27 protein-coding genes and 1 tRNA gene are annotated in these 26,610 nt (G+C 76.6%); 14 read left to right on the top strand and 14 right to left on the bottom strand.

Annotated elements, in window-relative coordinates:
* The first annotated feature begins 36 nt into the window (after positions 1-36).
* The gene (gene murJ, locus KRAD_RS11275) at positions 37-1,710 is read left to right on the top strand and encodes a murein biosynthesis integral membrane protein MurJ (protein ID WP_203417556.1); all 1,674 of its coding nucleotides are present in this window, start codon (positions 37-39) and stop codon (positions 1,708-1,710) included.
* Here murJ and KRAD_RS11280 read toward each other — a convergent pair.
* Positions 1,687-3,855, bottom strand: coding sequence for a DUF6049 family protein (locus tag KRAD_RS11280; protein ID WP_041292034.1), 2,169 nt, complete (start codon positions 3,853-3,855; stop codon positions 1,687-1,689). The genes murJ and KRAD_RS11280 overlap by 24 nt on opposite strands.
* Positions 3,852-4,328 carry an NUDIX hydrolase gene (locus KRAD_RS11285; protein WP_012085718.1) on the bottom strand — a complete coding sequence of 159 codons (477 nt, stop codon included), beginning with the start codon at positions 4,326-4,328 and terminating at the stop codon, positions 3,852-3,854. The genes KRAD_RS11280 and KRAD_RS11285 overlap by 4 nt, the downstream gene beginning before the upstream one ends.
* Positions 4,329-4,360: 32 nt before the next feature.
* On the opposite strand from KRAD_RS11285, the gene KRAD_RS11290 reads away from it, so the two are divergent.
* Entirely contained in the window at positions 4,361-5,887 is a 1,527-nt protein-coding gene (locus KRAD_RS11290; RefSeq protein ID WP_012085721.1) for a CCA tRNA nucleotidyltransferase, read from the top strand.
* A gap of 172 nt (positions 5,888-6,059) precedes the next feature.
* Positions 6,060-6,818 carry a GAF domain-containing protein gene (locus KRAD_RS11295; protein WP_012085722.1) on the top strand — a complete coding sequence of 253 codons (759 nt, stop codon included), beginning with the start codon at positions 6,060-6,062 and terminating at the stop codon, positions 6,816-6,818.
* A 63-nt stretch (positions 6,819-6,881) separates the two neighbouring features.
* On the opposite strand, the gene KRAD_RS11300 is transcribed toward KRAD_RS11295, so the two are convergent.
* On the bottom strand, positions 6,882-7,538 hold the full coding sequence (locus KRAD_RS11300) for a PilZ domain-containing protein (protein ID WP_041292035.1): 657 nt from the start codon (positions 7,536-7,538) through the stop codon (positions 6,882-6,884).
* A 220-nt stretch (positions 7,539-7,758) separates the two neighbouring features.
* On the opposite strand from KRAD_RS11300, the gene KRAD_RS11305 reads away from it, so the two are divergent.
* Positions 7,759-8,367, top strand: a complete 609-nt coding sequence (locus tag KRAD_RS11305) for a hypothetical protein (RefSeq protein ID WP_012085725.1) — start codon at positions 7,759-7,761, stop codon at positions 8,365-8,367.
* A gap of 15 nt (positions 8,368-8,382) precedes the next feature.
* Here the strand turns inward: KRAD_RS11305 and KRAD_RS11310 are convergent, their stop codons facing one another.
* Together KRAD_RS11310 and KRAD_RS11315 are read right to left on the bottom strand one after the other, a co-directional pair.
* Positions 8,383-8,817: a ChaB family protein gene (locus KRAD_RS11310; protein ID WP_041292036.1), complete on the bottom strand. Its 435-nt coding sequence runs from the start codon at positions 8,815-8,817 to the stop codon at positions 8,383-8,385.
* A 9-nt stretch (positions 8,818-8,826) separates the two neighbouring features.
* Positions 8,827-10,437, bottom strand: coding sequence for an MFS transporter (locus KRAD_RS11315; protein ID WP_012085730.1), 1,611 nt, complete (start codon positions 10,435-10,437; stop codon positions 8,827-8,829).
* A gap of 83 nt (positions 10,438-10,520) precedes the next feature.
* On the opposite strand from KRAD_RS11315, the gene KRAD_RS11320 reads away from it, so the two are divergent.
* Positions 10,521-11,093 carry a TetR/AcrR family transcriptional regulator gene (locus KRAD_RS11320; protein WP_012085732.1) on the top strand — a complete coding sequence of 191 codons (573 nt, stop codon included), beginning with the start codon at positions 10,521-10,523 and terminating at the stop codon, positions 11,091-11,093.
* A gap of 39 nt (positions 11,094-11,132) precedes the next feature.
* On the opposite strand, the gene KRAD_RS11325 is transcribed toward KRAD_RS11320, so the two are convergent.
* On the bottom strand, positions 11,133-12,956 hold the full coding sequence (locus KRAD_RS11325) for an ABC transporter ATP-binding protein (RefSeq protein WP_012085735.1): 1,824 nt from the start codon (positions 12,954-12,956) through the stop codon (positions 11,133-11,135).
* A gap of 60 nt (positions 12,957-13,016) precedes the next feature.
* Between KRAD_RS11325 and KRAD_RS11330 the strand changes: the two genes are divergently transcribed.
* The 3 genes from KRAD_RS11330 to KRAD_RS26000 all read left to right on the top strand — a co-directional run bounded on the left by KRAD_RS11330 (position 13,017) and on the right by KRAD_RS26000 (position 15,426).
* Positions 13,017-13,460 (top strand): MarR family winged helix-turn-helix transcriptional regulator, encoded by a 444-nt coding sequence (locus tag KRAD_RS11330; protein WP_012085737.1) that lies wholly within the window; start codon positions 13,017-13,019, stop codon positions 13,458-13,460.
* 71 nt (positions 13,461-13,531) lie between these two features.
* Positions 13,532-15,175: a SpoIIE family protein phosphatase gene (locus KRAD_RS11335; protein WP_012085739.1), complete on the top strand. Its 1,644-nt coding sequence runs from the start codon at positions 13,532-13,534 to the stop codon at positions 15,173-15,175.
* A 77-nt stretch (positions 15,176-15,252) separates the two neighbouring features.
* Complete coding sequence (locus tag KRAD_RS26000; RefSeq protein WP_157873574.1) at positions 15,253-15,426, top strand: hypothetical protein; 174 nt, start codon at positions 15,253-15,255, stop codon at positions 15,424-15,426.
* 3 nt (positions 15,427-15,429) lie between these two features.
* On the opposite strand, the gene KRAD_RS11340 is transcribed toward KRAD_RS26000, so the two are convergent.
* Positions 15,430-16,527: a PucR family transcriptional regulator gene (locus KRAD_RS11340; protein ID WP_012085741.1), complete on the bottom strand. Its 1,098-nt coding sequence runs from the start codon at positions 16,525-16,527 to the stop codon at positions 15,430-15,432.
* Positions 16,528-16,617: 90 nt separating this feature from the next.
* On the opposite strand from KRAD_RS11340, the gene KRAD_RS11345 reads away from it, so the two are divergent.
* Genes KRAD_RS11345 through KRAD_RS11360 form a run of 4 tightly spaced genes read left to right on the top strand, consistent with a single transcriptional unit; the run spans position 16,618 to position 20,060 of the window.
* Entirely contained in the window at positions 16,618-17,538 is a 921-nt protein-coding gene (locus KRAD_RS11345) for a proline dehydrogenase family protein (protein ID WP_012085742.1), read from the top strand.
* Positions 17,539-17,564: 26 nt separating this feature from the next.
* Positions 17,565-19,199: an L-glutamate gamma-semialdehyde dehydrogenase gene (pruA, locus tag KRAD_RS11350; protein WP_012085745.1), complete on the top strand. Its 1,635-nt coding sequence runs from the start codon at positions 17,565-17,567 to the stop codon at positions 19,197-19,199.
* A gap of 58 nt (positions 19,200-19,257) precedes the next feature.
* Complete coding sequence (locus KRAD_RS11355) at positions 19,258-19,731, top strand: phage holin family protein (RefSeq protein ID WP_012085747.1); 474 nt, start codon at positions 19,258-19,260, stop codon at positions 19,729-19,731.
* Positions 19,728-20,060, top strand: a complete 333-nt coding sequence (locus tag KRAD_RS11360; protein WP_012085749.1) for a DUF3618 domain-containing protein — start codon at positions 19,728-19,730, stop codon at positions 20,058-20,060. Before KRAD_RS11355 ends, KRAD_RS11360 begins: the two co-directional genes overlap by 4 nt.
* 39 nt (positions 20,061-20,099) lie before the next feature.
* Here KRAD_RS11360 and KRAD_RS11365 read toward each other — a convergent pair whose 3' ends face one another.
* A complete protein-coding gene (locus tag KRAD_RS11365; protein ID WP_012085751.1) occupies positions 20,100-21,137 on the bottom strand; it encodes an LLM class flavin-dependent oxidoreductase in 1,038 nt (345 codons plus the stop codon).
* Between the two features lie 156 nt (positions 21,138-21,293).
* Between KRAD_RS11365 and KRAD_RS24315 the strand changes: the two genes are divergently transcribed.
* Together KRAD_RS24315 and KRAD_RS11375 are read left to right on the top strand one after the other, a co-directional pair.
* Positions 21,294-23,354 carry a SpoIIE family protein phosphatase gene (locus KRAD_RS24315; protein ID WP_049821169.1) on the top strand — a complete coding sequence of 687 codons (2,061 nt, stop codon included), beginning with the start codon at positions 21,294-21,296 and terminating at the stop codon, positions 23,352-23,354.
* Positions 23,355-23,522: 168 nt separating this feature from the next.
* The gene (locus tag KRAD_RS11375) at positions 23,523-24,260 is read left to right on the top strand and encodes a GAF and ANTAR domain-containing protein (protein ID WP_012085753.1); all 738 of its coding nucleotides are present in this window, start codon (positions 23,523-23,525) and stop codon (positions 24,258-24,260) included.
* A 34-nt stretch (positions 24,261-24,294) separates the two neighbouring features.
* Here KRAD_RS11375 and KRAD_RS11380 read toward each other — a convergent pair whose 3' ends face one another.
* From KRAD_RS11380 to KRAD_RS25095, 6 genes are all read right to left on the bottom strand, one after another.
* Complete coding sequence (locus KRAD_RS11380; RefSeq protein ID WP_012085754.1) at positions 24,295-24,699, bottom strand: hypothetical protein; 405 nt, start codon at positions 24,697-24,699, stop codon at positions 24,295-24,297.
* 30 nt (positions 24,700-24,729) lie between these two features.
* Positions 24,730-24,802, bottom strand: a tRNA-Gly gene (locus KRAD_RS11385).
* Positions 24,803-24,890: 88 nt separating this feature from the next.
* On the bottom strand, positions 24,891-25,454 hold the full coding sequence (locus KRAD_RS11390) for a hypothetical protein (RefSeq protein WP_012085755.1): 564 nt from the start codon (positions 25,452-25,454) through the stop codon (positions 24,891-24,893).
* Positions 25,451-26,017, bottom strand: a complete 567-nt coding sequence (locus tag KRAD_RS24320; protein ID WP_012085757.1) for a DUF6286 domain-containing protein — start codon at positions 26,015-26,017, stop codon at positions 25,451-25,453. The genes KRAD_RS11390 and KRAD_RS24320 overlap by 4 nt, the downstream gene beginning before the upstream one ends.
* The gene (locus KRAD_RS11400; protein ID WP_012085758.1) at positions 26,014-26,424 is read right to left on the bottom strand and encodes an Asp23/Gls24 family envelope stress response protein; all 411 of its coding nucleotides are present in this window, start codon (positions 26,422-26,424) and stop codon (positions 26,014-26,016) included. Before KRAD_RS11400 ends, KRAD_RS24320 begins: the two co-directional genes overlap by 4 nt.
* A complete protein-coding gene (locus KRAD_RS25095) occupies positions 26,417-26,593 on the bottom strand; it encodes a hypothetical protein (RefSeq protein WP_012085759.1) in 177 nt (58 codons plus the stop codon). The genes KRAD_RS11400 and KRAD_RS25095 overlap by 8 nt, the downstream gene beginning before the upstream one ends.
* Positions 26,594-26,610 lie beyond the last annotated feature (17 nt).

Below are 26,610 nucleotides of genomic sequence, written 5' to 3' on the forward strand. Positions count from 1 at the left end.
ACCCGGACGGCGCAGGCATCAGCCACCATCGTCGGTGTGAGCGCACCGCAGGACCAGCAGACCGCCAGACCGGACGAACCCCCCGCGGGGGACTCCCTCGCCCGGTCCAGCGCGCTGATGGCGAGCGGGACGCTGGTGTCGCGGCTGCTGGGGTTCGTGCGCAGCGCCGTGCAGGGGGCGGCGATCGGCGGCACCACGCAGGTCGGGGCCCAGGTCTTCGACGTCGCCAACAAGGCGCCCAACGTCTTCTACATGCTGCTGGCCGGCGGCGTCCTCAACGCCGTCCTCGTCCCGCAGATCGTGCGGGCGCTGAAGCTGCCCGACGGCGGCAAGGAGTTCGTCGACCGGCTCATCACCCTCGCGCTGGTGATCATGGCGGGGGCGACGGTGGTCCTGACGCTGGCGGCGCCGCTGGTGGTGCGCATCTACGCCCGCTTCCCCGCCGACTGGATGGCACTGACGGCGGCCATGGCGTTCTGGTGCCTGCCGCAGGTGTTCTTCTACGGCCTCTACACGGTGCTCGGGCAGGTCCTGAACGCCAAGGGCAGCTTCGGGCCGTTCATGTGGGCCCCGGTGCTCAACAACGTGGTGGCCATCGCCGGGCTGGTCGCCTTCATGCTGCTCGTGCCCGGGGCCGCGGAGCTGCCGGTCGGGGAGTGGCAGCCGTGGATGATCGCGCTGCTCGCCGGGACGGCGACCCTCGGCATCGTCGCCCAGGCCCTGGTGCTGTTCTGGCCGCTGCGCCGGGCCGGGTTCCGCTACCGGCCCCGCTGGGGCTTCCGCGGGACGGGCCTGCGCAGCGCGGGGCGGGTCGCGGGGTGGACCTTCGCCGCGGTCGTCGCGGGGCAGCTGGTCTTCGCCTTCACGACGCAGACCGCCACCCGCGCCGGGCGCCAGCTCAGCGAGCTCGGGGTCAACGGCGCGAGCGGCGCCTCGTACACGTACGCGTTCCTGCTCTTCATGCTGCCGCACTCCCTCGTCGCGGTCTCCCTCGTCACCGCGCTCTTCACCCGGCTCAGCTCCGCGGCGGCGACGGGCGACACCGCCGCCGTCCGCCGCGACTTCTCCACCGGGGCCCGCACCGTCACCGTCGCGGGGGCGCTGGCCACCGCCGCGTTCGTGGCGCTGGGGCCGTGGATCGGGGCGGCGATGATCCCCGACGGCCGGCCCATCGGGCAGGTGCTCGTCGCGATGGCCGCCGGCCTCGTGCCCTTCAGCGTGAACTACCTGGTCAGCCGGGTGTTCTATGCCTACGAGGACGCCCGGACCCCCTTCGTCACCGCCGTCGTCAACGCCGTCGTCACCGCGATCGGCAACGTCGTCTGCTGGCTGGTCGTCCCGGCGCAGTGGACGGTCGTGGGCATCGGCGTGACCATGAGCGTCGCCAACGTCGTCGCCGGCACGCTCGGGCTGGTGCTGCTGCGCCGGAAGCTGAAGAGCCTCGACGGGCGGGGGATCGACGGCCACCTCGTCCTGCGCACCGGGGTCCGCGTCCTGCTGATCGCGGTCCTCGCGGGGGGCGTGACCGCCGCGGCCGCCCGCCGCGTCGGGCCGCTGGAGGGCCAGGTGCCGAACCTCGCCGTCGTCCTCGCCGGCGGTGTCGTCGTCCTGGTCGTCTTCGTCCTGCTCTGCCGCGCCATGCGCGTGCGCGAGCTGCAGGACCTCGCGGGCCCGCTGCTGCGCCGGCTACCCCTGCCCCGTCGGCGCTGACTCCTCGCGGGGCGCCGCGGCGAGGTCGGCGTGCTCGGCCTCGTCGACGCGGCGGCGGCCCTTGCGCACGGCCCGGACCACGCCCAGCACGAGCAGGCCCGCGGCGCCCCCGCCGACGACGCCGCTGATCCAGGTCTCGACGTCGGCGCGGACGTTGAGGTGGATGTCGACGGGCTCGCCGACGGCGCTGCCCGCGGGGGTGCGCAGCTGCGCCTCGACGACGACGCCGCCGTTGGCCAGCGCCCGCACCGGCACCGCGACCCGCTGCTGGCTGCGGGCGGCGACGGTCTGGCGGGGCACGGCGTCCAGCTGCACCCGCGGGGTCCGCGGCTTCAGGACGAGGTCGACCTGCACCGGCACGTCGAGCTCGTTGACCAGGGTGACGGGCAGCTCGCTGCGCTCGGCGGCGAGGTTGCGGACGCTGCCGCCGACGATGCCGATCCCGGCGACGAGGCCCGCGAGCGCCTCCTCCACCCGGGTCCGGGCGGCGGGGAGGTCGGCGGTGTGACCCCGCCAGGACGCCCCGAGCAGCAGCAGCGCCGAGCGCTGCTGGGCCAGCAGCTGCGGGGCGGGCCGTCCGTCGGGGGTCCGCAGGGCCGTCGCGAAGCCGTCGGCGCCGGTGAGCTCGGCGTCCACGGCGGCCACGTGGGCGGTGGGCAGCGCGGCCCGCGCCGCGGCCCGGGGGACGACGGGTCCCGCCCAGGGCGCCGCGGGCGCCGGGGCGGCCAGGAGGTCGGTCAGCGGCTGCCACCTCGCCCACCCGGACGCCTCGACGTCGGCGACCAGCGCCTGGACCGCCCCCGCGACGGGGCTGAAGCTGCGCGGGGCCACCAGCAGCTGGGGGCGGGGGTCGCTGGGGCGCTGCAGCGTCGTCGTGGCCGCCTCGGCGATCAGCCGCTGGCGGACGAGCACGACCTGGTCGGCGTCGGCGCAGTCGGCGAGGACCGAGGACATGGTCCGGTCGGCCACCAGGGTCTCGACGACGGAGCCCCCCACCTCCACCTCGGCCCGGCCCGCCGGGGTGAACGTCAGGTCCCCGTCGGGGACCAGGCAGGCGTCGTCGAGGACGACCGCGGTGGCACCCGCCCCCCGCGCCAGGGCCAGCACGTCCTCGTCGGCGGCCTCGTCGGCGGGCCAGGCGAGGTCGGTCCGGACCGTCGCGCCGAGGTCGTCGAGGGCGCCGGCGGCGGCCGCCACGGCCCGGGCGAGCAGCTGCGGCCCGTGGGCGGAGCGTTCGAGGGCGAGGAGGTCGGGGTCCCCGTGGGGCAGGGCGACGACGTCGCGCCCGCCCGCCGCCGCCCGCAGGTCCGCCAGCCACGCCCCGACGGCGCGGGCCTCCTCGCCGGTGGGCACCGCCCCGCCCGGGGTGGCCCCCGCCGGCTGCCCCGCCGACGCCGCCGCGGCGGCCGCCTCGGCGGCGGCGACGACGTCGCGCACGGCCGCCGGCAGCGCCGGGTCCAGCGCCCACGCCGTGCGCGGGTCGCTGCTCGCCGCGACGAGGGGACCCAGCCGGTCCCCGACGGCGCGCGCCAGCCCGCCGGGCGAGCCGTCGCGGCCGGTGACCAGGGGCAGCAGCAGCGTCAGGGGGGTGGGGGCGACCTGCGGGGGGGCGGAGACGAGGAACGTGCGGACGACGCCGACCTTCCCGTCGTCGCCGGACACCTCGACGGCCGCGAGGTGCGCCCCGGCTCCGCTGCCGAGGTCGGCGGCGGCCAGGCTCAGCGAGACCTCCGCGCCGGCGCCGGGCGCGAGGGCGCCGGCGCCGACGGCGACGTCGTCGGAGCTGGCGGAGGAGCGGGTGATGGAGGCGCGGTCGGGGGCGCGGGCCCAGTCGTCCAGCGCCGAGCGCGCCACCGAGGGGGCGCGCTGGGCGACGAGGCGGGCGGTGAGACCGGTCAGGGCCCGCGCCCCGGGGTTCTCCACCCGCACCCGCACGACGACGGTCGAGCGCTCCGGGTCCTGCGCGGAGTACGCCGACGGGGTGACGTCGAGGAGCACCACCCGCAGCGGCAGGTCGCTGCCGCCGGCCGTGGACGTGGCGGTGGGGGCGGGGGTCGCGGCCCGGGCCGCGCCGGCGGGCAGGAGGGCGCCGCCGGCGGCGAGACCGGCGAGGACCCGCCGCCGGCCCACGCTGCGGGGGGTCACGCCAGTTCGCCCAGCCGCGACGTCGCGGCGAGCGCGGCGCGGCGCTCGTTGGGGAAGGCGAGGCGGGCGTCGAGGTCGCTGAACGCGACCCACTCCACGTCGATCGCCTCGGCGTCAGGGTCGTTCTCGACGGTCAGGGTGCCGCCGGTGGCCTTGAGCAGGAAGAGGTGCACGACCTTGTGGATGCGCCGGCCGTCGGCGGAGAACCAGTAGTCGATGCTGCCGAGGTCCTCGACGACCTCGCCGCGGATCCCGGTCTCCTCCTCGATCTCGCGCACGGCCGCCTCCTCGAGGGTCTCCTCGCCCTCGAGGTGCCCCTTGGGCAGGCACCACTCCTCGCGCCCGGCGCGGTTGAGGCGGCAGATCACCGCGGCGCGCGGGACGCCGGTGGAGAAGTCGACGACGAGCCCACCGGAGGAGGTCTCCTGCACGGTGGGCAGCCGGCGGCGCGGCTCCCGGGCAGGCTTGACCATCGGCTCACTGTAGCCAGCGCGGGGTCCGCTCCATGGCAGGCTTGGACCCCGTGCTGCCCGACCCGCCCAGCCCGACCGTCCCGACGGACCCGACGACCGCCCTGGAACGGGCGATGGAGGAAGCCCGGACCCGCGCGATCACCGCGCTGGAACCGGTGATGCCGCTGCTCGTCGACCTCGGCCGGGTCTTCGCGGGGGCCGGGTTCGAGCTGTCGCTGGTGGGGGGCCCGGTCCGCGACGCCTTCCTCGGCCGCCGCTCCGCCGACCTGGACTTCACCACCGATGCCCGCCCCGACGACACCGTCCGGCTGCTGAAGGCGTGGGGCGACGCGCACTGGGAGGTCGGGCGGGACTTCGGCACGATCGGCGCGCGCAAGAAGGACGTCGTGGTCGAGGTGACGACGTACCGCTCGGAGAGCTACGACCCGGACTCCCGCAAGCCGGAGGTCGCCTACGGCGACGACCTCGTGGGCGACCTGTCGCGGCGCGACTTCACCGTCAACGCGATGGCGCTGCGGCTGCCGTCGCTGGACTTCGCCGACCCCCACGACGGCCTCACCGACCTCGCCGCGGGGGTCCTGCGCACCCCGGGCACGGCGGAGCGGTCGTTCTCCGACGACCCGCTGCGGATGATGCGCGCGGCCCGGTTCGCGGCGCAGCTGCGGATGCGGGTCGCCCCCGACGTGGTGGCCGCGATGACGGCGATGGCCGCGCGGATCGCCATCGTGTCCGCGGAGCGGGTGCGGGTGGAGCTGGAGAAGACGCTGCTGGCCGCCGACCCCGTCGCGGGTCTGCGCCTGCTGGTGGACACCGGGCTGGCCGAGCACGTGCTGCCGGAGCTGCCGGCGCTGCAGCTGGAGATCGACGAGCACCACCGCCACAAGGACGTCTACGAGCACTCCCTGACGGTGCTGCAGCAGGCCATCGACCTGGAGGGCGGCGACGTCCCGGGCCCGGACCTGCTGCTGCGGCTGTCGGCGCTGCTGCACGACATCGGCAAGCCCCGCACGCGCCGGTTCGAGGAGGGCGGCGGGGTGAGCTTCCACCACCACGAGGTGGTGGGGGCGAAGCTGGTGGCGAAGCGGCTGAAGGCGCTGCGCTTCGACAACGACACGATCAAGGCGGTGGCGCGGCTCACCGAGCTGCACCTGCGCTTCCACGGCTACGGCGACGGGGAGTGGACCGACTCCGCGGTGCGCCGCTACGTCACCGACGCGGGCCCGCTGCTGCCGCGGCTGCACAAGCTGACCCGCAGCGACTGCACGACCCGCAACGCCCGCAAGGCCAAGCGCCTGGCCGACGCCTACGACGACCTGGAGGCGCGGATCGCGCGGCTGCGCGAGCAGGAGGAGCTGGACAGCATCCGCCCCGACCTCGACGGCACGCAGATCATGGCGCTGCTGGGGATCGGGCCCTCGCGGGTGGTGGGCCGGGCCTACCAGTTCCTGCTGGGGCTGCGGATGGACCGGGGGCCGTTGGGGGCGGAGGTCGCCGAGCGGGAGCTGCGGGCGTGGTGGGCGCAGCAGCCGGAGGCGGCGCCCGACGCGGACGGGGCCTGAGGGCGGCGCCGCCGCGGCGCGGGCCCGGGGGGTGCGGAGCGCGGGGCTGTCCTACCGTGCCGGGGGGCGCTCACGCCGCCCCTGGACCCGAACCGCACCGTGGAGCACCGATGTCGCCGATCACCGCAGTCCCCGTCGACCGCCGCGGCGGGTGCGAGCGCGGGGGGCGGCGGTGAGCCGCCTCGTGGACGCCTTCACCACCGCGTGGCGGGGTGAGGTGGCCGTCCGGGGGGAGGACCTCCTGCCCAGCGTCCTGGCCCGGGCCTGCGCGCGCGTCACGGCCTTCGACGCGGCGGGGTTGAGCCTGATGAGCGGTCCCGACGCCCGGGTTCCGCTCGGCGCCAGCGACGAGGACGCCTCCGTCGCGGAGCGGTTGCAGTACACCGTCGGCGAGGGACCGTGCTTCCGGGCGATGACCACCGGGCGCCCGGTGGTGGTCACCGAGGAGGGGTTCGCGCGGGAGTGGCCGGTGCTGGCCGAGCAGCACTTCAGCCGCACCCCGTTCCGCGGGGGCCTCAGCGTCCCCCTGCGGGCGGGCGGTGTCCCCGTCGGGGTGCTCGACCTCTACCTGCTCCGTTCCCGGCCGCTGGACGGCGGGGACGTCCTCGACGCCCAGGACGTCGCCGCGGCCACCACGGCCGTCCTGGTCGGCACCCTGCACGAGCCCGGGGGCGACGTGGACCGCGACCACCCGGGCGGGGACGGCGCCGCCCTCGACGGGTGGCGGGACTCCCCGGCCACGCACCGGCGCCGGCAGGTGTGGATCGCCGCCGGCATGGCCGACCTCGTCCTGGCCGTGCCGAGCGAGCAGGCCCTGGCCCTGCTGCGCGCCCACGCCTACGCCACGGGCGTGACCCTGGACGCCTTCGCCGAGGACGTCGTCTCCGGGCGCTTCGACGTGGCCGAGCTGCGCCTGGACCTGCTGCGCTGAGGGGCCGGCGCGGGCCGGCTGGGGCCGGTCAGGGGCGGCCCTGGCCCGCGCGGGCGGGTGCGGTCAGCCGCGCGACTGGCGGGCCAGCTCGCTGAGGACGCTGCGCTCCAGGACCTGCGCGGCGCTCTCCTCCAGCTCCACGAACCGCACGACGGCCTCGCCGGACTCCTGGTCCACGCGCAGGACCTCGCCGCGGGCGTGGACCTCGAGCCCGTCCCCGAGCTCGAGGTCGACCTCGAGCTCGCCGTGGGCGGGCACGTCCGCCGCGCCCTCGATGCGCATGCCGGTGCGGGAGTAGTCGATGGTGCGGACGTCGGCGACGCCGTCGGCGGTGGTCAGGTGCGCGGTGACCGCGACGGGGGCGCGGACGGCGGCGCGGCGGGTCTCGGAGGCGAGCAGCATGACGCCGGTGAGGGCGAGCTCGTCGTCGCGGTGGGCCTGGGCGACGGCCTGGAAGACGGCGTGGGGGGTGACGCCGTCGGCGCCGCCGGCGTCGGTGCTGACCCAGACGCGCTGGCCGTCGAGGGCCTCGACGGTGTCGGGGGTGGCGCTGACGTGGCTGGTGACGACGAGCCCGGCGGCGCCGGCGGTCCAGGAGCGGACGGTGCCGGTGTGCCAGGAGGCGGGGGCGCCGTCCACCGCGGTCGTGGGCATGAGGGTGACCGTGGTGTCGATCGCGGGCCCCTCGGTCATGAGCATGCCGCCCTGCGCGCCGTCCATGCGTTCCCCCACCTGAGTGCGAATCTGTAACCGACTCAGCACGCTACGTCACGCGAAGGGGCTGCTCCATCCGAACGCCGCAGGTCGTGGGCCGTCGGGGGTGACGCTGCGTCACACCCGTCCCGTCCGTCCCTCCCGCCGCAGGGGCCCCAGCCCCGGGCGGCAGGCGCCGCCGCGGCGCGGGGGGCGCCGCCGGCCCGGCGCGGGTTAGCGTCCTCCTGTGCTGCCGACTCCCACCACCGCCCTGCTGGCGGGTCGTCGACCGTTCCGCCGCCCCCCGGCGGTCCCCGCCGCCGACCCCGCCGTGCGCGCCTACCTCAACGAGCAGCTCGCCGCGACCACCGGCCTCCTCGAGCAGCTGCGCCGCGCCGCCGCGAGCGAGGCCCTCGCCGGTGAGCGCACGACGCTGCTGCGGGTGCGCCGCGAGGTCGGGGCCGACCGCGCCGCGCTGCGCGCGGCCATGCGCCGGCTCGGGGCCCCCACCGACTGGACCGTGCTCGGCGCCAGCTGGCTCTCCGCCCGCGCCGGCCGTCTCCTGCCCCTGCTGCACCGCGTGCCCGCGCTCCAGCGCGCCACCGGGGTCGTCGCCGGCGCGCTGCCCGCCCAGCCCGCGCGCGCGGGCGTCGTCGAGGGGCTCCTCGTCCTCGAGGGCGTCCTCGGCGACCTGCACCGGCGCGCCGTGGCCGCCCGGCTGCTCGACGAGCTCGCCGCCACCGGGCCCGCGGACCGGGGCAGCCCCCTGCGCGGGCTGGCCGAGCGCGCCCGTGCCCAGCGCGAGGAGGTCGAGGCCGCGCACCGCCGGTGCGCGGCCCCGCTGCTGCGGCGCTGACCGCCCCCGCCCCGGCTACTCCTGCTCCGACCGCGCCCGGGCCGTCGCGGCGTCGTTGGCCCGCTGGATCGCCCGCACCAGCTCGGCCTTGGTCATCGTCGAACGGCCGCGGACGTCCAGCTCGCGGGCGAGGCCGAGCAGGTGCTCCTTCGTGGCGTGCTCGTCCACCCCGCCCGAGGTGCGGCGGTGGGTCGTCACGTCCCCCTCGGCCTGCGGGTCCGAGGGCCCCCTGCGCCCGTCCTCCTTGGGCTGCCAGTGGTCCCCGACCTTCTCGTGGGTGTGCTTGACCGCCGCCCACGCGACCCGGTTCGCCCGGGACTCCTCGCCGTACTGCTCCTCGGCGGAGTCGTGCGCCTTCGCGAACGTCTCCTGCGCCTTCGCGTCCGAGCGCCGCAGGGTGCTGGGCAGTTCGCTCTCCACGGGCTTCCCGGACCGCGTCGTCTTCGCCACGCCCCGACGCTAGGCCCGCTCGGCGACCGCCACCTCCCGGGGGGTGACGTCCACGGCGGCCGCGCCCCGGGCCGGGCGCAGCGTGCGCCAGACCACGAACGCCGCCGCCGCCGTCAGCACCGCCCCGGCCAGCGCCGTCGCGTCCAGGCCTTGGGCGAACGCGGCGCGGGCGGAGTCCAGCAGCGCCGGGCCGTCGGGCAGCGCCGCGGCCACCTCCACCGCCCCGCCGAGGGTCTCCCGGGCCGCGCCGGCCTGCTCCGGGGACGCGCTCGCGGGCAGCTCGACCCGGCCGCGGTAGACGGCGTTGAGCACGCTGCCCAGGACGGTCGTGCCCAGCACCGCGCCGACCTCGTAGGCGGTCTCGGAGATCGCCGACGCGGCACCGGAGCGTTCCGCCGGGGCGGCGGAGAGGATCGCGTCGTTGGTGAGGGTCTCGGCCAGCCCGGCCCCCGCGCACAGCACGGCGAAGGCCACGGCGAGCTGCGCGGCCGCCGCCGTGCCGCGACCGGCGCCCAGCGTGGCCATCACCGCGTACCCGGCGGTGCCCAGCAGCAGGCCGGTGACGATGAGCAGGTCCAGCCGCAGCCGGCGGGCGAGGCGGGCGGCGGCGAGACCGGCGAGGAAGGTGACGACGGCGCCGGGCAGCAGCAGCAGGCCCGCGGTCAGCGGCCGCAGGCCGAGGACGAGCTGGAGGTGCTGGGAGACGGCGAACAGCATCCCCGTCATGCCGCAGATGCTCATGAGGTTGGCCAGCACCGAGGCGCGGAAGACGGGCAGGCGGAAGAGGTCCACGTCCAGCAGCGGGTCGGCCAGCGCGTTCTGGCGGCGCACGAAGACCACCGCCAGGCCCGCGCCGAGGAGGGTCGTGGCGACCGGCGCCGCGGTGGGCCCGTGCTCGGCGAGGGTCTTGACCCCGTAGACCAGCGCGGTCAGGGCGAGGATGGACACGGCGACGCTGGTGACGTCGATGCGCCCGCGCGCGGCGGGGGAGCGGTGCTCGCGCACGAGCAGCGGCACCAGCACCAGCAGCGCCACCATGAACGGCACGTTGAGCAGGAACACCGAGCCCCACCAGAAGTGCTCCAGCAGCCAGCCGCCGACGATGGGCCCCAGCGCGCCGCCGGCGGCGAACCCGCCGGCCCACACCGCGAAGGCCGTCCGGCGCTGCTCGCGGTCGGTGAAGGTGCTGCGCAGCAGCGACAGCGTGGAGGGCATGAGGGTCGCGCCGAAGACGCCGAGGGCGATGCGGGCGGCGATGAGCGCGGTCGGGGAGTCGGCGAACGCGGCGAGCAGGGACACCACGCCGAACCCGGCGCCGCCGACGAGCAGCATCCGCCGGGCCCCGTGGCGGTCCCCGAGGGTGCCCATGGTGACGAGCAGCCCGGCGATGGCCAGGGAGTACCCGTCCACGATCCACAGCAGCTGCGTGCCGGTGGGCGACATCGCCTCGCTGATGGCGGGCAGCGCGAAGCTCAGCACCGTCATGTCGATGGAGATGAGCAGCACCGGCAGCACCAGGACCGCCAGCGCCGCCCACTGCCGGCGGGTGCTCGCGGGTCGACCGGGGTCGAGGGGGAGCGCCGGGTTCGGGTGCGCGGGCTGCCGGGCGGGCGGGGTCATCGCTCTCTCGTCCTTCGGGTCGGTGGTCCCGTCCACTGTACCGTCCGGACGGTACAGCGGGAAGGTCGTTTACCCTCGTCGGAATGGCCCGTGACCCCGCCGCGACGCGCGACCGCCTCGTCGACGCCTTCGCCGAAATCGTCGTCGCCACCGGGGCCCGCTCGGCCACCCTCGAAGCCGTCGCCACCTCCGCCGGGGTCTCCAAGGGCGGGCTGCTCTACCACTTCGGGTCCAAGGACGCCCTCGTCGAGGGGCTCCTGGACCGCGTGCGCCGGCTCGCCGCCGAGGACCGCGAGCAGATGCGCGCCGCCCCCGAGGGGCCGGCCGCGTACTACGTGCGCACCTCCGCCACCGAGGCCCAGGTGAGCGGCGAGGACGTCGACCCGCTGAGCCGGGTCATCATCGCCACCATGCGGCTGGCCCAGGCCGGCGACGCCCGCACGGTCGCGGTCTACACCGAGGTCAACGACGCCTGGCGCCGGCTCATCGAGGAGCAGGTCGGCGGCGACCGCGTCCTGGCTCGGCTCATCCAGTGCATCGGCGACGGGCTCTGGGCCTCCTCCTCCATGGGGGTCCCGGTCACCGACCTCGACGACGTCGTCGCCCGGGTGCAGCGCCTGGTCGCCTCCAGCCGCCCCGCGGGGGAGACCGGCTGAGCCACCCCGCCCGGCTCCCCGGCCCCGCCCGCTCCCGCGCTACGACCCCGCGGGCTGCTCCAGCGGCTCGGCGCGCGCCGCGTCGGCGGCGACGAGCCCGGCGTAGCGGCCCCCGCGGGCCAGCAGCTCCGCGTGGGTGCCGACCTCGGCGACCCGGCCGCGGTCGAGGACCACGATCTGGTCCGCGTCGCGCACGGTGGAGAGCCGGTGGGCGATGGTGACGGTGGTCCGCCCGCTGGACAGCTCCGCCAGCGCCGCGGCCATGGCCCGCTCGGTGCGGGTGTCCAGGGCCGAGGTCGCCTCGTCGAGCAGCAGGACCGGGGGGTCGCGCAGCACCGTGCGGGCCAGCGCGATCCGCTGCTTCTCACCGCCGGAGAACCGGTAGCCGCGCTCGCCCACCACGGTGTCGTAGCCCTGCGGCAGGGCGCTGAGGACGTCGTCGACCTGGGCGGCGCGCGCGGCCCGGCGCAGCTCCTCGTCGGTCGCGTCCGGCTTCGCGAAGCGCAGGTTGTCCGCGACGCTGGCGTGCAGCAGGAACGTCTCCTGGGTGACGACGCCGACGGCGTCGGACAGCGAGCGCGCGGTGAGGTCGCGCACGTCGTGGCCGTCGAGCAGCACCGCGCCGGAGTCGACGTCGTACAGGCGGGCCAGCAGGTAGCCCAGGGTCGTCTTGCCCGAGCCGGTCGTCCCGACGACGGCCAGCGAGGTGCCGGCGGGCACGTCGAGGTCGATCCCCGTCAGGGTGTCCTGCCCGGCCCCGGGGTAGGCGAAGGAGACCCCGGCGAAGCGGACGTGGCCGCGGGGGCGGGGCAGGTCCACGGCGCCGGGGCGCTCGGCGACCTCGACGGGGGTGTCGAGGTACTCGAAGACGCGGGTGAAGAGGGCCATCGAGGCGTGCAGGCGCACGACGATGCGCAGCAGCGCGCCCAGGGGCCGGAACAGCTGGGCCTGCAGGGTCACCAGCGCGACGAGGGTGCCGATGCTCAGCGCGGTCCCGGTGCCGCGGATCCACCCGCCGAGCAGGTAGGTCAGGGCGGGGACGGCGGCCATGGTCAGCGTGATGAGCGACCACTGCCAGCGCCCGGCCATCTCGGAGCCGACCTCCAGGCGGGCGACATCGTCGGACTGGCGGGTGAAGCGCTCGACGACCTCGGGGGTGCGCCCGGTGGTGCGGGTGAGCAGGATCCCCGAGATCGAGAGGGTCTCCTCGACGGTGGCGGACATCTCGGCGAGCTGGCGCTGGCGCTGGGCGGTGATGCGCCGCCGCAGCCGCCCGACGCGGCGGTTGAGCCACACCGAGAACGGCAGGACGACGAAGGAGAACAGGGCCAGGCGCCAGTCCAGGGCCAGCATCGCCACGACGGTGACGACGACGGTGGCGAGGTTCTGGACGAGGTCGGCGCCGGTGGAGGTGACGACGGTCTGCAGGGCGCCGATGTCGTTGGCGATGCGGGACTGGACCTCGCCGGTGCGGGTGCGGGCGAAGAACCCCAGCGACATGCGCTGCAGGTGGGAGTACAGCGCCGTGCGCAGGCCGTGCATGACGGCCTGCCCGACGCGGGTGGTGAGCAGGCTCTGGAGGACGTCGAGGGCGGTGGTGGCGACGACGATGCCGATGAGCCCGGCGGCCAGCCACGCCAGGAGGCGCAGGTCGCCGCGGGGCAGGGCGACGTCGACGACCTCGCGGATGAGGAACGGGGACGCGACGCCGGCGACGGCGGAGAGGGCGATGAGGACGCCGACGAGGCCCAGCGGGCGGGTGTGGGGGCGGAACAGCCGCAGGACGCGGCGGACCTCCTCGCGGCGGGGCGGCGGGGTCCCGGGGTCCTCACCCGCGGTGCGGGGGACTTCGCGCACGGGCACCTCCTTGATCGTGTGGTCACCTCACGATGAGGTTACCTCACGATCAGCTAGGGTGACGACGTGGACGACCTGGACGGCGAGCTCCTCGAGACCCTGCGCTCGCTGCAGCAGCGCCTGCGCCGGCGCAGCCACGGCGACGTCGAGGACCTCGGCATCACCCCCGCCCAGGGCCACGTCCTGCGCGTCGTCGGCCGCTGCCCGCACCCGCCCCGCATGGGGGAGGTCGCCGCCCGGCTGCGGATCGCCCCCCGCTCCCTCACCGACCTCGTCGACCCCCTCGAGGAGGCCGGGCTGCTGCGCCGCACCCCCGATCCCGGCAACCGCCGGTCGCTGCTGCTGGAACCCACCCCCGCCGGGCACGGGGTGCTGGCGGAGCTGGGCCGCCGCTCCCGCGCCAGCGCCGCCGGGGCCTTCGCGGTCCTCGCCCCCGCGGACCGCCGCCGGCTGCTGGAGCTGCTGCGCCGCGTCGAGCAGGCCCTGGCCGACGAGCCCGAGGACGGCTGAAGCCCCACCGGCACCGCGACGGACTGGCTAGAGTCGGGCACCCCTGCGACCGGTGAGGAGGTCCCGCCGTCGTGCCCGCTCCCGACCCCGGCCCCGACCTCCCCGGCGCCCTGCACTCCCTCCCCGCCGCCTACTACGCCCTCGACGGCGACCGCGTCCTGCGCCGGCTCAACGCCGAGGCCGAACGCCTCGCCGGCCGCCCCCGCGCGCACCTCCTGGGCCGCCGCTGGGGCGACGTGTTCCCCCTCGCCGCGGGCTCCCAGGTCGACGCGGTGCTGCTCGAGGTGGCCCGGACCGGGCGCCCCGCCGGCGCCGAGCTGCTGCACCCCGCCCCCCTCGCGGTGTGGTGCTCGCTGCGCGCCTGGCCCGACGGGGAGGGGACCAGCGTCCTGCTGATGCCCGCCGCGGCCCGCCGGGCCCCCGAGGAGGCCGCCGGGCGCGCCGCGCTGCAGGTGCAGCTGCTCGCCGGGGTCGGGGCCCACCTGTCGGGGACCCTCGACGCCGAGACCGCCGTGGCCCGCCTCTCCGGCGTCCTCGTCCCCGTCCTGGGGGACTGGTGCCTGGTCACCCTGGTCGACGACCAGGGCGAGCTGCGCGACGTCGGGCACCAGCACGTCGACCCCGACCGCCAGGAGCTCCTGCGGGCCTACGCCGAGACCCGGATGTCCTCGCTGCGGGCCCGCGGCGGGGCCTCCTACGCCGCCCAGGCCGTCCGCAGTGGCCGCCCGGTGGTCCTGCCCGAACCCGCCGTCGACGCGATCAGCGCCGTCCTCGGCCCCGGTCCCGCCCGCGACCACGCCCGGGCGCTGGACCCGGGCTCGGCGATGCTGCTGCCGCTGCGCGCCCGCGGCCGCACGGTGGGCCTGGTCACCCTGGCCCGCGGGCGCGGTCGCCGCGGGTTCGACCCCGAGGACGTCGCCACCGCCTCCGGCGTCGCCGAGCGCGCCGCCCTCGCCCTCGACAACGCCCGCCTCTACGGGCAGCAGCAGCGGATCGCCGAGGGCCTGCAGCGGGACCTGCTGACCCCGCCCGCGCAGTCCCCGCGCTGGCAGACCGCGGTCCGCTACCTCCCCGCCGCGCAGGCCACCCAGGTGGGCGGGGACTGGTACGACGCGTTCCACCAGCCCGACGGCTCGACGATGCTCGTCATCGGCGACGTCATCGGTCACGACACCCGCGCCGCCGCGGCCATGGGCCAGCTGCGCAACCTGCTGCGCGGCATCGCCTTCGCCGCCCCCGACGGCCCCGCCGGCCTGCTCTCGCGCCTGGACGCGGCGATGGCGGGCCTCGGGGTGGGCACCCTGGCGACGGCCCTGGTGGCGCGCCTGGACCCCCGCCCCGACGGGGTGCTCCTGCGGTTCTCCAGCGCCGGGCACCCCGGCCCGGTGCTGCTGCGCCCGGGGCGGGGGGCGGTGCTCCTCGACGAGGGGGACGAGGAGCCGGACCTGCTGCTGGGCATCGACCCGACCACCGCGCGCCACGGCCGCGACCTGCTGCTCCGCGCCGGGGACACCGTCCTGCTCCACACCGACGGCCTCGTCGAGCGCCACGACCAGGGCCTCGACGTCGGCACCGACCGCCTGCTCGACGCGGTGTCGCGCCACGCCGGCCTCGGCCTGGAGGAGCTGTGCGACGCGCTGCTGCGGGAGCTGCTGCCCCCCCGCCCCGAGGACGACGTCGCCCTCGTCGCCGTGCGCGTCGGCGCGACGGGCTGAGCCCCGGCCCGGTCCGGCGCGGGGCCGGATCGGCTCTCCAGCGCGCTGGGCCCGGCGACCGGGAGCAGGGTGGGGGCATGAGCACACCGAACGACGCCCCCGGACCCGAGACCACCCCGGACACCGACGCCGACCCCGGCCAGCTGAACCCCCGCGACCTGCGCGACGTCCCCAGCGAGGACGGCGTCCGCGACGACCAGGGCACCGACGCCGACGCCGACCCCGAGCAGCTCAACCCGCGCGGGAACTGACCCTCACCCGCCCAGCACGAGCGCCAGGTGCAGGGCGAGGCGGTCGCGGCCGTCGTCCAGGACGTAGCCGCTGACCGCCTCGACCCGGCGCAGCCGGTGGTAGAGCGTCTGCCGGTGGATCGACAGCGCCGCCGCGGTGCGCTGGGCGCTGCCGGCGAGGTCGAGGTAGGTCCGCGCGGTCAGGGCGAGCTCGGGCTCGGCGGCCAGCAGCCGCCGCGCCCGCTCGTCGCGGACGGCGGCGCCCAGGGTCACGGGGTCGGCCACCGCGTTCAGCCGCAGCGCCCCCAGCCGCTCCCACTCCCGCATCCCCGCGCCGCCGGAGCGCAGCGCCGCGTCGGCCTGCTGCCAGCCCGTGTGGGCGTCGCCGGCCGCGACCGGCCCGGACACCCCGACGGCGAGGCCGGCGGGGTGCTGCGACGACAGCGCCGCCGCGGCCCGCTCGGCGACCTCGCGCGCCCCCAGCGGGGCGGGGACGACCAGGGCCGCGCGGTGCCCGACCGCGGCGACGAGCACGGACCGCGGCAGCAGCCACCCGTTGACCACCCCGGCCGGCCCGCCGTCGACGGGGGCCAGGGCCACGACGGACACCGTCGCGGGCAGCAACCCGTCGCGCTGCAGCTCCTCCGCGGCGCGGGCCCGGGAACCGGCCTCGGTGGAGAGCAGCTCCCCGACCGCCCAGGTGGTGCGGTCCGCGGCCCGCGCCCGGGTCGCCAGGTGGGCCGCGACGAGGTCGAGGGCGTCGTGCAGGCGCTCCAGGTCCTCGACCCGGACCCGGTCGTGCGGGTCCAGCAGCCACAGGTAGCCGTAGGTCACCCCCCGCCAGCGCACCGGCAGGCACCACCGCGGCAGCCGGCCGACCGCGGGGTCGCCGGGGATGCGCAGCGGCCCCGTGGCGCGGGCGATGCCGAAGCCGGCGAAGAGGCGCTGCACGAGGGGGTCCGAGCGCCGGCGCAGGATCGAGCTGCGCCGCACGTCGTCGATGACGTCGTCGTGGCCGGAGGAGGCCACCAGCAGCAGGTCGCGGTCCTCCAGGGTCACCGGCGCCCCGGCCGCCTCGGCGATCGCGTCCACGAGGTCCTGCACCTGGTCGGCGGCGTTCACCCCGGCATCATCCACCTGGATGACGACCGGGGGCGAAGGCGTGACGATCGTCGGTGGCCCCAGAGCCCCGGGGAGTCCTAGCGTCGAGGGGTGTTCGGACAACTCCTCCTCGGCGTCGCCGGCAACCGCGGCGTGCGGTCCCTGGTGACCGGCAGCAGCCTCAGCCGCCCCGTCGTCGCCCGCTTCGTCGCCGGTGACGACGTCGACGCGGCCACCGCGGCCGTGCGCACCCTCACCGGTGACGGCATCGCCGCCACCCTCGACCGCCTCGGGGAGGACGTCACCGAGGAGGCCCAGGCCGACGAGACCGTCGCCGGCTACCGCGACCTCGTCGAGCGCCTCGCCGCCGAGGGCCTCGCCGCCGGCAACGAGATCTCGATCAAGCTGTCCGCCCTCGGGCAGGGTCTGGGCCGCAGCGGCCCGCAGCGCGCCACCGAGCGCGCCCACGACCTCGCCGCGCACGCCCGCGAGCACGGCGTCGACGTCACGGTCGACATGGAGGACCACACCCGCGTCGACGACACCCTGACGACCGTCGCCGCCCTGCGGGCGGACTTCCCCCGCACCGGGTGCGTGCTGCAGGCCATGCTGCGCCGCACCGAGGGCGACGCCCGCGACCTGGCCGTCGCCGGCTCGCGGGTGCGGCTGGTGAAGGGGGCCTACAACGAGCCCCCGGAGGTCGCGTACCCGGCGAAGGCCGACGTCGACAAGGCCTACGTCCGCTGCCTGCGGACCCTCCTCGACGGCGGCGCCTACCCGATGATCGCCACCCACGACCTGCGGATCGTGAACCTCGCGGAGGAGCTCCTGCGCGGGCGCGACGCGGGCACCGCGGAGTTCCAGATGCTCTACGGCATCCGCGCCCCCGAGCAGCAGCGCCTGGCCCGCGCCGGGCACGTCGTCCGCGTCTACGTCCCCTACGGCACCGACTGGTACGGCTACTTCTCCCGCCGCCTGGCCGAGCGCCCCGCCAACCTCGCCTTCTTCGCCCGCTCCCTCGTCGCCGGCTGAACCCCCCCAGGAACCAGGAGTCCGACGTGCAGTCCGTGACCGACGTCCCCGCCCCCCGCAACGAGCCCGTCCACGGCTACGCCCCGGGCAGCCCCGAGCGCGAGCGCCTGCTCGCCGCCCTCGCCGAGCAGACCGCGAACCCGGTGGAACTCACCCAGACCATCGGCGGGAAGTCCGCGCTCGGCGCCGGCGAGCGCGTCGACGTCGTCCAGCCCCACCGGCACGCGAGCGTCCTGGGGACGTTCGGGACGGCCACGAAGGAGCAGGCCCGCGCCGCAGCCGACGCGGCGCTCGCCGCGGCCCCGGAGTGGGCGGCGATGGACTACGACGACCGCGCCGCGGTGTTCCTGCGCGCCGCGGACCTGCTGGCCGGCCCCTGGCGGGAGCGGATCGCCGCGGCCACGATGCTGGGGCAGTCCAAGACCGCGCAGCAGGCGGAGATCGACGCCCCCTGCGAGCTCGTCGACTTCTGGCGCTTCAACGTCGCCTTCGGCCGCCGGCTCATCGCCGAGCAGCCGGTGAGCTCGCCGGGGGTGTGGAACCGGATGGACCACCGCCCGCTGGAGGGGTTCGTCTACGCGATCACCCCGTTCAACTTCACCGCCATCGCCGGGAACCTGCCCACCGCGCCGGCGCTGATGGGCAACACCGTGGTGTGGAAGCCGTCCCCGACGCAGACGCTCTCGGCGTGGTGGACGATGCGCCTGCTGGAGGAGGCGGGCCTGCCCCCGGGCGTGGTCAACCTGCTGACCGGCGACGGGCGCGACGTCTCCGAGGTCCTGCTCCCCGACCCGCACCTGGCCGGGATCCACTTCACCGGGTCCACCGCCACGTTCCAGCACCTGTGGCGGACGGTGGGGGAGAACATCGGGAACTACCGCACCTACCCGCGCCTGGTGGGGGAGACCGGCGGCAAGGACTTCGTCCTCGCCCACCCCTCGGCCGACCCCGCGACCGTGTCGACGGCGATGCTGCTCGGCGCGTTCGAGTACCAGGGGCAGAAGTGCTCCGCCGCCTCGCGGGCGTTCGTCCCGAAGTCGGTGTGGGACACGATGGGTGCGGAGTTCCTCGACCGCGTCGACTCGCTGTCCTACGGCGACGTCAGCGACCTGTCGCACTTCGGCGGGGCCGTCATCGACGCCCGCAGCTACGCGAGGAACGTCGCCGCCATCGAGCGGGCGAAGGCCACCGACGGGCTGACGATCGCCGCGGGCGGCACGTACGACGACTCCGAGGGGTACTTCGTGCGCCCCACCGTCCTGCTGGGTCAGGACCCCGCCGACGACGCGTTCTGCGAGGAGTACTTCGGCCCGGTCCTCGCCGTCCACGTCTACGACGACTCCGCCCCCGGTGCGTGGGAGCGGGTGCTGCGCACCGTCGACGAGGGCTCGTCCTACGGCCTGACGGGTTCGGTGATCGCCACCGACCGGGCCGCCGTCGCGCGGGCCTCGGCCGCGCTGCGCTTCACCGCGGGGAACTTCTACGTCAACGACAAGCCCACCGGCGCGGTCGTGGGGCAGCAGCCGTTCGGGGGTTCGCGCGCCTCGGGCACCAACGACAAGGCCGGCTCGATCCTCAACCTGCAGCGCTGGACGAGCCCGCGCGCGATCAAGGAGACGTTCGTCGCCCCCACCGACCACGTCTACCCGCACATGTGCTGACCCGGGCGCGGGGCTGCTCGAGGTGTGGTCCCGCGCCGCCGGGGGTACACCTGTGACCATGAGCCAACCCACCACGGGGTCCACCCGGATCGACGACCTGAGCGTCACCACGGGGTCGAGCCCGGCCGCGCGCCCGGCGCCGGCCCACGGGGACGAGTCCGTCGGGCAGTTGGTCAGCCAGCTCACCGAGCAGGTGTCGCGGCTGGTGCGCGACGAGGTCCAGCTCGCCAAGGTGGACCTGGCCGAGAAGGGCAAGAAGGCCGGGACCGGCCTGGGCATGTTCACCGGGGCCGGGCTGCTGGCCTTCTTCGGCGTCGGCGCCCTGGTCACCACGGCGATCCTCGCCCTCTCGCACGCGGTGAGCGGCTGGCTGGCCGCGCTCATCGTCGCCGTCGTGCTCTTCGCGCTCGCCGGGGTCCTGGCCCTGATGGGCAAGAAGGAGGTCCAGCAGATCGGCTCGCCCGTCCCGCAGGCCGCCGTGGACGGGATCAAGGAAGACGTGCAGACCGTGAAGGAGGGGTTCAAGCGATGAGCCACCCCACGACCCCGCCCACGCCCCCGGTGCCCACCGACCGCGCCGAGCTCGAGCGCGACATCGCGCAGACCCGCGCCCGGCTGGCCGAGACCGCCGACGCCCTCGCGGCCAAGGCCGACGTCAAGGGCCAGGCCCAGGCCAAGGTGGAGGACCTCAAGGCCACCGCGCAGCACCGCGTCGAGGACGTCAAGGCCCAGGCCACCGCGAAGGTGCAGGGCGTCAGCGCCGGCGCCCCGGGGACGGGCAAGCAGCAGACCGGGGTGCTCGTCGGGGTCATCGTCGCCGCGACCGCGCTGGCCGTCTGGCTGGTCGTCCGCGAGCGCTGAGGCGCCGGGGACGGGGCGCGCGCCCCGTCCCCTCCCCGCTCAGCCGACGTGCTCGCGCACCAGCGGCGCGACCTCGGTCCCGAGCAGCTCGATGGCCTTCAGGACGTCCGCGTGCGGCATGGTCCCGGCGCTGACGTGGAGCATGAACCGGTCGATGCCGAGCTGCTCGTGCTGCGCGACGATCTTCTCCGCGACCTCCTCGGGGTTCCCGACGAGCAGCGCGCCGCGGCGGCTGCGGGCGGCCTCGTAGCTGGTGCGGGAGAAGTGGTTCCAGCCGCGCTCGCGGCCCAGGCCGTTCATCACCGCCTGGTAGGGGCGGAAGTGGACGTCGGTGGCCCGCTGGGTGGTGGGGGCGACGAACCCGTGGGAGTGGGTGGCGACCCGCAGCGTCGAGGGGTCGTGCCCGGCGCGGCGCCCGGCCTCGCGGTACAGCTCGGCCAGCGGGGCGAACTGCTCGGGCATCCCGCCGATGATGGCGATGGCCAGCGGCAGCCCGAGGGTGCCGGCGCGCACGACGGACTGCGGGTTGCCGCCGACGGCGATCCACACCGGCAGCGGGCTCTGCACGGGGCGGGGGAAGACGCCGAGGCCGGGGATCGCGGCGCGGTGCTTGTCCCCGGCCCAGACGACGTGGTCGGGGTCCTGCCGGATCGCCAGCAGCAGGTCGAGCTTCTCGGCGTAGAGGTCGTCGTAGTCCTCGAGGTCGTAGCCGAAGAGCGGGAACGACTCGATGAACGACCCGCGCCCGGCCATGATCTCCGCGCGGCCCCCCGAGAGCCCGTCGAGGGTGGCGAACTGCTGGAAGACCCGGACGGGGTCGTCGGAGCTGAGGACGGTCACGGCGCTGGAGAGCCGGATGCGCGAGGTGCGGGAGGCGGCGGCGGCCAGGACCACGGCGGGCGCGGACGCGGCGTAGTCGGGGCGGTGGTGCTCGCCGAGGCCGTAGACGTCGAGGCCGACCTGGTCGGCGAGGACGATCTCCTCCACGACCTGCCGCAGCCGTTCGGCGTGGCTGACGAGCTCCCCGGTCCCCGGGTCCGGGGTGGTCTCCGCGAACGCGCTGACGCCGATCTCCACGAGGTGCTCCTCAGTCGCCCAGAAGTGCTTGAAGTCTCAATCATACGTCACGGGGGTGCCGCCGTCCAGGGGGCGCGCCCCCGCGCCCGCGGCGCCGGGTCCCCCACCGGCTCGAGGTGGCGAGCCCCGATCCCCGACCCCGGCTAGATTGCGCTGGTGAAGCGTCTGCCGTTCGGGCCCGCGGCGGAGCTCCGCGCGGCCTACGAGGCCGTCGACTGGGCCTCCACGCCCCTCGGCGAGCCGTCGGGTTGGCCACCGGTGCTGCGCCGGGCCCTGGAACTGGCCCTGGAGACCCGCTTCGCCGTCCTCCTCTGCTGGGGCCCCGAGCTCACCATGGTCTACAACCAGGCCTACGGGGAGGTCATCGGCAGCAAGCACCCCGACGCGCTGGGGCGCCCCGTGAGCGAGGTGTTCCCCGAGGCGTGGGACGAGCTCGGGCCGCTGTTCGCCTCCGCCCAGGCCGGGGACGCCGTCTGGTTCGCCGACCTGCCCGTGATGCTCGAGCGCGACGGCTTCCTGGCGGAGACGTTCTTCACGTTCTCCTACTCCCCGGTCCGCGACCAGGACGGGTCGATCGCCGGGGTCATGGACATCGCCGTGGAGACGACCCGCCAGGTCCAGGACCACCGCCGCCTCGAGCTGCTGACCCGCCTCGGCGACCTCGCCACCGAGCTCCAGCCGCCGCTGGAGCTGGCCAAGCGCGCGCTGGACGTGCTCTCCACCGCCTCCGCGGACCTGCCCGCCGTCGACCTCCAGCTGCCCGGCGGCGAGTCGTTCCTCCCCCCGCCGCCCGCGGAGCTGAAGCCCCGCCAGGTCCTGGTCCGCGAGGACGGCGCGGGCTCGCGGCTGGCCTGGGTGCGCATTCCCGCCGCCCTGGGCGGCGCCTCGCCCGGGGTGATGGTCGCCCGGCTCAGCGACGTCGTCGCCGTCGACGCCACCTACCTCGACTTCCTCCGCCTGGTCGCCGCCACCGTCGGCGACGCGCTCTCGGCCGCGGCCTCCTTCGAGGCCGAGCGCCGCCGCGCCGACCTGCAGGAGTGGCAGGCGCAGCGCCTGGCCGGGCTGGTGGCCGTCGCGCAGGCCCTGCCCGACGCCGAGGAGGAGAGCGACGTCCTGCACGTCCTCGCCCGCGGGGCCGTGGGCCTGCTCGGCTCCGACGGGATCGTGCTGGGCGTCGTGGAGGACCGCGTCCTGCGGGTGCTGGGGGACGAGGCCGACCCCGCCGCGGCGCTCCTGCCCCGCGCCCTGCGCGGTGCCCCCGTCCGCGAGGGGGACGGCACCGCGACGAGCGCGGCGTGGCCGCTGCGCCTGACCGACCGCGTCATCGGTGCCCTCGGGCTGTCCTGGCGCGGGGAGCGGGAGCTGACCTCCGAGGACACCGACCTGCTCAACGCGCTCGCCGCCTCCACCGCCCAGGCACTGGACCGGGTGCGGGCCCTGCGCGCCGAGCGGCAGGCCGCCGCCGCCGTCCGCAGCCTCGCCGAGACCCTGCAGCGCAGCCTGCTGACCTCCGCGCCCCAGCCCGAGCACCTCGACATCGCCGTCCGCTACCTGCCCGCCGCCGAGCACGCCCAGGTCGGCGGAGACTGGCACGACGCCTTCCTCACCGCCTCCGGCACCGCCTGCCTCGTCATCGGCGACGTCACCGGCCACGACCAGGACGCCGCCGCGGCCATGGGGCAGGTCCGCAACCTGCTGCGCGGCATCGGGTACTCCCTGGAGGTGTCCCCGGCGGCGGCGCTGGCCGCCCTCGACCGCGCCATGCGCGACCTCGGGGTCGGCGCCCTCGCCACCGGGGTCCTCGCCACCGTCGAGCCCCTGGAGGGTTCGTCCGCTTGGCGGCTGCGGTGGTCCAACGCCGGTCACCCCCCGCCGCTGGTGGTCTCCCCGGACGGGTCGGTCGAGCTGCTGCGCACCTCCCCGGACCTGCTCCTGGGGCTGGAGGCCGGGTTCGTCCGCGCCGACCACGTCCACGGGCTGCCGCCGGGGGCGACGGTGCTGCTCTACACCGACGGTCTCATCGAGCGGCGCGGCGCGAGCCTGGACGAGGGGCTGGCCTGGCTGGCGGGCACCGTCGCCGGGTTCGCCGGCCTCTCCCCGGCCGAGCTGTGCGACGAGGTCCTGCAGCTGGTGGCCGGCCACGCCGAGGACGACGTCGCCGTCCTGGCCGTGCGGGTGCGCCCCGAGCCCACCCCGGTGGTCCTCGCCGTCTCCTGAGGCGGCGGCCGCGCCCCCGGGCCGCGCTACTGTCGAGGGCCGGGGCGGAGCGTGCGCCCCGGGCACCGTCCGGGTCCAGGAACGGCCCGCGCACCAGCCCGCAGACCCCGCCACCGCGGGTCGCCGCCGCGCGGCCCCCCGGGACCGGGCAGAGCATTGGACACCGTCATGACCAGCGAGACGATCGACCCCCCCGGGAACGCCCCGGTGCCCCGCCCGCAGGGGCTGGTACCCCTCGAGGAGGCCTTCGCCGAGCTCGGCCGCCTCGTCGTCGGGACCCGGCCGCTGGGGGAGGTCATGACCCGCGTCGCCGAGCTCGTCCAGGCCTGCGTCCCCGGGGCCGACGAGGTCTCGGTGACCCTGCTGCAGGGCAAGGCCCGCACGGTCGCCTTCACCGGCCGGCTCGCCATCGACCTCGACGAGCGCCAGTACGAGGAGGGCTTCGGCCCCTGCATCGACGCCGCGGACTCCGGTCAGGTGCTGCGCATCGACGACACCGCCCACGACGAGACCTACCCCGAGTTCGCCGCGGTCGCCGCCCGCCGCGGCGTGCGCAGCACCCTCTCGGTGGGGCTGCCGATGCCGCAGGGCGTCCTCGGCGGGATCAACGTCTACCGGACGTCCCACCCGCCCCTGGACGCCGCGGCGCTGGAGCTGCTGCGGGACTTCGCCGGCTACGCCGCCGTCGCCCTGGCCAACCACTCCCTGTACGCGGCGGCGGTCTCGCGCAGCGAGCACCTGCAGACCGCGATGCAGTCCCGCGCCGTCATCGAGCAGGCCAAGGGCGTCATCATGGCGCGCCTGGGCTGCACCGCCGACGAGGCCTTCCAGCACCTCGCGACGCAGTCGCAGAACGCCAACCGCAAGCTGCGCGACCTCGCCGAGGAGGTCGTCGCCCGCGTCTGAGCCCCCGCCCCGCGGGGCGGGTCAGCGGGCCGGGTCAGCGGGGCGGGTCAGCGGGGCGGGCCGGGGGGCGGTAGCCGCCGTCCTCCAGCCCGGCCCACCGCTCGAAGACGTTGCGGTGCGGGCGGTTCGCGGTCACCAGGGCGTTCAGCCCGTACAGCGCGAGGAACGGGACGGTGCCCAGGAGGGCGTACTGGTCGGCGTGGCGCAGCTCGTGGCGGCGCCGGCGCTCGCCCCCGAGGCCGCCGTGCAGCCACACGTTGCCCACCGTCGTCCCGCCCCGCCCGTAGCTGCCGCGCGGCATGCCGGAGCACTCGAAGAAGAGGTCGGGCCCCAGGGTGATGTCGGCGTGGTGGGCACGGGCCCAGAGCAGCGCGAGGACGCTGACGGGCAGGTTGCGCCAGGCGCGGAAGGCGATCCAGGCGGTGCGTCGGTCCCTCACGGGACCGACGGTACCCACCGGGGTGGAGAGAGCGGACGACGAGACTCGAACTCGCGACCCTCACCTTGGCAAGGTGATGCGCTACCAACTGCGCTACGTCCGCATTGCTGCAGGGGAAGCCTACACGCCGTCCGGACCGGGACGGGTCCCCGCCCCGGTGGCCGCCGCCGTCGCGGCCACCGGGGGACGGCTCAGGAGACCCGGGAACCGCGGTCGGCGCGGGCCACGCCCAGGCGGACCCGGCCCACCACGTCGGGCCGGCTGAGGACCTCCAGCAGCTGCCCGCGGACCTCGCCCGCGGCGGCGGCGACCTCGGCCAGGTCCGCGCGCGGTTCCAGCGTCGCGGACAGCTCCGCGACCAGCCGCCCGCGGTCCTGGACCAGCCGACCCCCCGCCGAGCGCACCCCGGGCACGGCGCCCAGCACCTGCGCCGCGGCCTTCGCCGGGGCGTCGCCCTCCACCCGCAGCGCACCGCGCGGGCCCGACCCCGGCAGGGCCACCTGCCCCGCGCCGCGGCGCGGCACGTGCGCGAGCAGCCACCACAGCCCCAGCAGCGCGAGGACCACCGCGAGCCCGCCGCAGGCGGCGGGGAACCAGCCGGCCCCGGTCACGTCGGCCACCGGAGCGGTGTCCAGGCTCGTCCCGGGAGCCAGGTCGCCCGTCCACCAGGCCAGGCCGGCGACCCCGCCGGCGACGAGGAGCAGCCCGAGGAGGACGGCGACGAGGCGGTCCACCGCGAGCACGCCCCGGCTCACGAGGACACCTCCGGGGCCTGGACGCGCACCCGGACCCGGGGCGCGCGGGCGAGGGGGGCGAGCTGCGTCGCCACGGTCTCCCGCACGTCGTCGCGCACGGCGGCGGAGGTGGCCCGCACGGTCACGGTGACGGTGCGCCGCGAGGCGCTCGTGCGGGCCTCCAGCACCCCGTCGCAGCGGCGGGCGGCGCCGGAGGCCAGCCGCGCCACGTCGCGCACGCCCAGGTGCACCCCGGGCGTCGCGGCCAGCGCGACCGCCTTCCGGGACCGGCGGCTCAGGCCGGTCGCCACGCACCAGGCGCCGAGGACGACCGCCGCGCAGGACGCGACGACCACCGCGACCGAGGGGGCGAGGCCGTCGAGGGCGTCGGCGGCCGCGGTGAGCCAGGACGTCCCGCTCGCCCAGCCGAGCCCGAGGGCCGCCTCGCGGCCCACCACCACGGCCAGCGCCAGCAGCAGCACGGCCAGGACGGGACCGAGGGCGCCGACGCGCCCGGCCCCGGTGCGCGCGCCGGCCGCGCGCGCCGCCGCCGCGGTCGTGGTCGTCGTGGTCGTCGTCGTCACAGGACCCTCCTCGCGGTGTCCGGTCGATCGGTCAGGTAGGTGGCCACGACCACCGACACGTCGTCGACGGTCATCCCGGCCAGCCGGTCCAGGGCCTCGCCCACCGCGTCCCGCACCCGGGCCGCCACCTGCGGCGCGGGGTGCGGCCACACGGCCGCCACCTCGACCCGGACCCGGGTGCGGTGCCCGGCGACGGTCGCGTCGACGTCGGGGTAGGAGCGCCCCAGGACGCCGTCGACGACCCCGGACACGGTGGCCGCGGCGGTCCTCGGGTGGGCGGTGCCGGTCCGCCGGGTGCCCGGGACGAGCGCGGCGGCCTCGGCGATGCGGGCGACGGCGCGCTCGGAGACGACCAGCCGCCCCCGGGTGCCCGGGTCGGTGCGGGGGGCGGCGAGCAGGTCAGCCACGACGGCCCGGCAGGACCGACGCGAGGTCGACCCGCCCCTCCAGGTGCGCTCCGACGGCGTAGCCGACCGCGCCGAGCAGGACGGCCAGCAGCAGCCAGCCGAAGCCGCCGACGGCGCCGACGAGGGCCAGCAGCAACCCGGCCAGCAGGCCGGTGGTGGACGAGGACACGGTTCTTCCCTCCAGGG

The sequence above is a fragment of the Kineococcus radiotolerans SRS30216 = ATCC BAA-149 genome (genome assembly GCF_000017305.1).
Classification (GTDB): domain Bacteria; phylum Actinomycetota; class Actinomycetes; order Actinomycetales; family Kineococcaceae; genus Kineococcus; species Kineococcus radiotolerans.

What these genes read in the sequence shown, in the direction of transcription:
- KRAD_RS11355 (WP_012085747.1), top strand. Translation starts at nt 19,258, where the DNA reads ATGAGCCAACCCACCACGGGGTCCACCCGGATCGACGACCTGAGCGTC.
- KRAD_RS11315 (WP_012085730.1), bottom strand. Translation starts at nt 10,437, where the DNA reads ATGACCCCGCCCGCCCGGCAGCCCGCGCACCCGAACCCGGCGCTCCCC.
- KRAD_RS11285 (WP_012085718.1), bottom strand. Translation starts at nt 4,328, where the DNA reads ATGGTCAAGCCTGCCCGGGAGCCGCGCCGCCGGCTGCCCACCGTGCAG.
- KRAD_RS11320 (WP_012085732.1), top strand. Translation starts at nt 10,521, where the DNA reads ATGGCCCGTGACCCCGCCGCGACGCGCGACCGCCTCGTCGACGCCTTC.
- KRAD_RS11300 (WP_041292035.1), bottom strand. Translation starts at nt 7,538, where the DNA reads ATGGACGGCGCGCAGGGCGGCATGCTCATGACCGAGGGGCCCGCGATC.
- KRAD_RS11290 (WP_012085721.1), top strand. Translation starts at nt 4,361, where the DNA reads ATGGCAGGCTTGGACCCCGTGCTGCCCGACCCGCCCAGCCCGACCGTC.
- KRAD_RS11360 (WP_012085749.1), top strand. Translation starts at nt 19,728, where the DNA reads ATGAGCCACCCCACGACCCCGCCCACGCCCCCGGTGCCCACCGACCGC.
- KRAD_RS26000 (WP_157873574.1), top strand. Translation starts at nt 15,253, where the DNA reads ATGAGCACACCGAACGACGCCCCCGGACCCGAGACCACCCCGGACACC.
- KRAD_RS11375 (WP_012085753.1), top strand. Translation starts at nt 23,523, where the DNA reads ATGACCAGCGAGACGATCGACCCCCCCGGGAACGCCCCGGTGCCCCGC.